Raw genomic sequence first — 3966 nt, 5'->3', positions numbered from 1 at the left:
GTGGCCAAACCGATCGGCGACGCGCCGGTGGAAAGCGCGTCGCGCAGCCCGCGCATCAACGCGACGTTCTCGTACCAGCTGAACTGAGGTTCAAAAGTGCCGCGTCCTGATTAGAGGGTCCACTATCAAACGGCGCGCCTGGTTTCACGTATTCTGCGCTGACGATGTGCGACCCGCGGCACCCGGGCCGCGGCTCGCGGACCGAGGTAGCCGAAGTTGAACCTGAGGGACTGTAGCAGGACATATCGGACAGACCAGGCACCACGGCGGCCGGCAAGAAGACCGCTCAGGATGCCGATAACGCCGCGCGACCACGATCGCGCCGTCTTTAATCAAGGAGGAAGACAATGATGCAATTCACTCAACGCGCACGCGCAATCGCGCTTCGTACCGCCAAACATGCCGCCCTCGCCGGCGTACTGCTCGCCAGCGCCGTCACGGCCATGGCGCAGACCGAATCCCCGGTCGGCACGTGGCAAACCGTCGACGATCACACCGGCCAGCCCAAGGCACTCGTGCAGATTGCCCAGGACAGCAATGGCTCGCTGAGCGGCAAGGTGATCAAGGGTCTCAATGCGAACGACAAACCGGATCGCCGCTGCACGGAATGTACGGACGCGCGCAAGGACCAGTTGATTCTCGGCATGACGATCATCAGCGATATGCAAAAGGACGGCGACGCCTGGGATCACGGGCAGATTCTCGACCCTGAAAACGGCAAGCTCTACAAGTGCAAGATGCACCTGGAAGATGGTGGAAACAAGCTGGTGGTGCGCGGCTATATTGGCGTTTCGCTGCTGGGCCGCTCGCAGACCTGGGTTCGTCAGCAATAGTCAGCAGTCCGCGCGAGTCGTCCAGGCGCTCACGCCTCACGCGCGATGGGGGTGTTCCATCAAGGCCGCTACTGCAGCCAGGATGGAACCATAAAAAAACGGCCGACGATCGCGATCGTCTGGCCGTTTTTTGTTTGAGTCCGGCTGGTTGGTGTTGTCATGCAGCGTGCTTGAAGGGCGACGAAAAAGCGAACGGCGAAGACGGTAACGGCTTGGCCGATGCCGAGCCATACGCCGTGGAAGCAGCGGGTGCCTTGACCGGAACCTTTTCTGCGTCAGCGCTCTTCTGTTGCGCGCTCAGATGCGTACGCATGCGCGATTCCATCATCAGACAGAGTTCCTCGCTCGCCGCACCGAACAGCTGATCCATCACGCGCTTGAGCACGCCGGATTCATACCATGCCTTGAAGCGGCGATGGCAGGTTTGATACGAAGGGTATTTGCGCGGCATGGCCGACCAGGTCGCCCCGCTATACATCACCCACAGCACGCCGTTGAGCACCGAACGCGTATTGGCGAGCGGCCGGCCACGCAGTTCGGAACGCGGACGCAGTTCAGGAAGCAACGGTGCAATGCGTTGCCATTCTTCATCATTGATATCACGGTACGGATTCATGGTTTCTCCTTTGTTAGAACCATGACAAAGAAGATATCCAGTCGTCCGCACACGGAATATAAGACCAATCCGAATCTTGAAAACACGGCTTCGAACACTGCCGGTTCGGCGAGCGGACCGTGATCTATCGCAAAAGTCTCCGCGCCCGATGGCGCGGCGGCCTAGGTCAGCGACGTATCGACGATCCGGCGCGGCGTGTCCAGATATTCTTTCGATTGCATTTCAACGATGCGCGACACCGTACGCGTGAATTCGTTGGCCATCGGCCCGTCCATATAGAGTTGCTCGGGCGGCACCGCAGCCGACATCAGCAGCTTGACCTTGTGGTCGTAGAACACGTCGATCAGCCAGGTGAAGCGGCGCGCTTCCGACGCCATGCGCACCGACATCTGCGGCACGGCGGACAGGATCACCGCGTGAAAGCGGCTCGCCAGTTCCAGGTAATCGTTCTGCGAGCGCGGACCGCCGCACAGCGTCGCGAAATCGAACCACACGACGCCGTCAGCACGCCGCAGCGCCTTCAGCTCCCGCTTTTCGATGTGCAGGATAGGACTCTCGTCCGGAACCGCCGCCAGGCGTGAAAACGCATCACGCAAGGCTTTGTCCGACGCCGCGCCAAGCGGCGTGTGGTACACCTCGACTTGCGCCAGCGTGCGCTGCCGATAGTCGATGCCCGCATCGACGTTGATCACGTCGAGCTTCGTCTTGATGAGTTCGATCGCCGGCAGCATGCGATCGCGATGCAGGCCGTCCGGATACAGCGTGTCCGGATCGTAGTTGGACGTCATCACGAACTGCACGCCGTTCTCGAACAGTTTGTCGAGCAGGCGGTAGAGGATCATCGCGTCGGCGATATCCGAGACGTGGAATTCGTCGAAGCAGATCAGCCGGTAGCGCTTGGCGATACGGCGCGCGAGTTCGTCGAGCGGATCGGCGGTGCCTTTCAGATCTTCCAGTTCGCGATGCACCTCGCGCATGAACTCGTGGAAATGCAGCCGCGTTTTGCGGTGCAGCGGCACGATCATGTAGAAGCTGTCCATCAGGAAGCTCTTGCCCCGCCCTACGCCGCCCCACATGTAGACGCCGCGCGGCAGATCCGGATGGATGAGCAGTTTCTTGAACGCATTCGAGCGGCGCGATTTGTATTCGGTCCACTCTTCATAGCACCGCTGCAGACGGTCGACCGCCGCGCGTTGCGCCGGGTCCGATTGATAGCCCCGCGTCTGCAGTTCTTTTTCGTAGTATTCGGTGACGTTCATTGTGTTGCTGCAAAAAGAAAGGCGGGAGGGAGTGAACCCGCCCGCCTTGATGTGATACCAACGTTGCGTTCAGTCAGGCGTGCGCGTGATTACATGTTCAGCGCGCGCTTGTCCACGGCCAGTGCCGCTTCGCGCATGACTTCCGACAGCGACGGGTGCGGATGGCAGATGCGGCCAATGTCTTCCGACGCCGCCTTGAATTCCATCGCCACCACGGCTTCCGCGATCAGGTCCGAGGCGTTCGCCGAGATGATGTGCACGCCGAGCAGTTCGTCGGTCTTCGCGTCGGCGATCATCTTGACGAAACCATCCGCCTTGTTGATGCCCAGCGCGCGGCCGTTCGCCATGAACGGGAACTGACCCGTCTTGACTTCGCGGCCTTCGGCCTTCAGTTGCTGCTCCGTCTTGCCGACCCATGCGATTTCCGGTTCGGTGTAGATCACCCACGGAATGCAGTTGTAGTCGATATGCGGCTTCTGACCGTCGATGATTTCGGCCACCAGCACGCCTTCGTCTTCGGCCTTGTGCGCGAGCATCGGGCCACGCACCACGTCGCCGATCGCGTACACGTTCGGCACAGCCGTTGCGCAGTGGTCGTCGACGTCGATGAAGCCGCGTTCGTTCGCCTTCAGACCGATCGCTTCGAGACCGAGATTGTCGGTATTGGGCACGCGGCCGATCGACACGATCAGGCGGTCCGCTTCGAGCGCTTGCGCGTTGCCGTCCTTGTCCGTGTAGTTGATCGTGACGCTGTTGTCGGTCGTCTTCACTTCGCCGACCTTCACGCCGACGTGGATGTCGAGGCCTTGCTTCTTGAATTGCCTGGCGGCTTCCTTGGCCAACGCCTGGTCAGCCGCGCCGAGGAATTCCGGCAGCGCTTCGAGCACGGTCACGTCCGCACCCAGACGGCGCCACACCGAGCCGAGCTCCAGACCGATCACACCGGCGCCGATCACGGCGAGTTTCTTCGGTACGGAGTCGAACGTCAGTGCGCCTTCGTTGTCGGCAACGATCTTGTTGTCGACCGGTATGTTCGGCAGATGGCGCGCCTTCGAACCCGTTGCAATGATGACGTTCTTCGCCGTCACGACTTCGGTTTCGCCTTCGCCGCTAACTTCGATCTGCACGCCGGCGTCCGTCTTGCCGGTGAACTTGCCATGGCCCTTGAGCCACGTGATCTTGTTCTTGCGGAACAGGAACTCGATACCCTTGGTCATCTTCTCGACGATGCCTTCCTTGCGGGCCAGCATCTTCGCGA

General features: G+C 60.7%; 4 protein-coding genes. 1 reads left to right on the top strand and 3 read right to left on the bottom strand.

Annotated features, from left to right (window positions below; all coding sequences use genetic code 11):
• The first annotated feature begins 347 nt into the window (after nt 1–347).
• Nucleotides 348–833: a DUF2147 domain-containing protein gene (locus tag QOC89_RS04050; protein ID WP_323043846.1), complete on the top strand. Its 486-nt coding sequence runs from the start codon at nt 348–350 to the stop codon at nt 831–833.
• A 157-nt stretch (nt 834–990) separates the two neighbouring features.
• On the opposite strand, the gene QOC89_RS04045 is transcribed toward QOC89_RS04050, so the two are convergent.
• The 3 genes from QOC89_RS04045 to lpdA form a co-directional block, all read right to left on the bottom strand.
• Nucleotides 991–1449: a transposase gene (locus QOC89_RS04045; RefSeq protein ID WP_323043845.1), complete on the bottom strand. Its 459-nt coding sequence runs from the start codon at nt 1447–1449 to the stop codon at nt 991–993.
• Nucleotides 1450–1610: 161 nt separating this feature from the next.
• On the bottom strand, nt 1611–2708 hold the full coding sequence (zapE, locus tag QOC89_RS04040) for a cell division protein ZapE (RefSeq protein ID WP_323043844.1): 1098 nt from the start codon (nt 2706–2708) through the stop codon (nt 1611–1613).
• An 89-nt stretch (nt 2709–2797) separates the two neighbouring features.
• On the bottom strand, nt 2798–3966 hold a 1169-nt coding region (lpdA, locus tag QOC89_RS04035), incomplete at its 5' end, for a dihydrolipoyl dehydrogenase (RefSeq protein ID WP_323043843.1).

This window comes from Paraburkholderia sp. (assembly GCF_034668105.1).
GTDB lineage: Bacteria > Pseudomonadota > Gammaproteobacteria > Burkholderiales > Burkholderiaceae > Paraburkholderia.
This window is presented reverse-complemented; position numbering and strand designations above follow the sequence as displayed.

What these genes read in the sequence shown, in the direction of transcription:
- QOC89_RS04050 (WP_323043846.1), top strand. Translation starts at nt 348, where the DNA reads ATGATGCAATTCACTCAACGCGCACGCGCAATCGCGCTTCGTACCGCC.
- QOC89_RS04045 (WP_323043845.1), bottom strand. Translation starts at nt 1,449, where the DNA reads ATGAATCCGTACCGTGATATCAATGATGAAGAATGGCAACGCATTGCA.
- zapE (WP_323043844.1), bottom strand. Translation starts at nt 2,708, where the DNA reads ATGAACGTCACCGAATACTACGAAAAAGAACTGCAGACGCGGGGCTAT.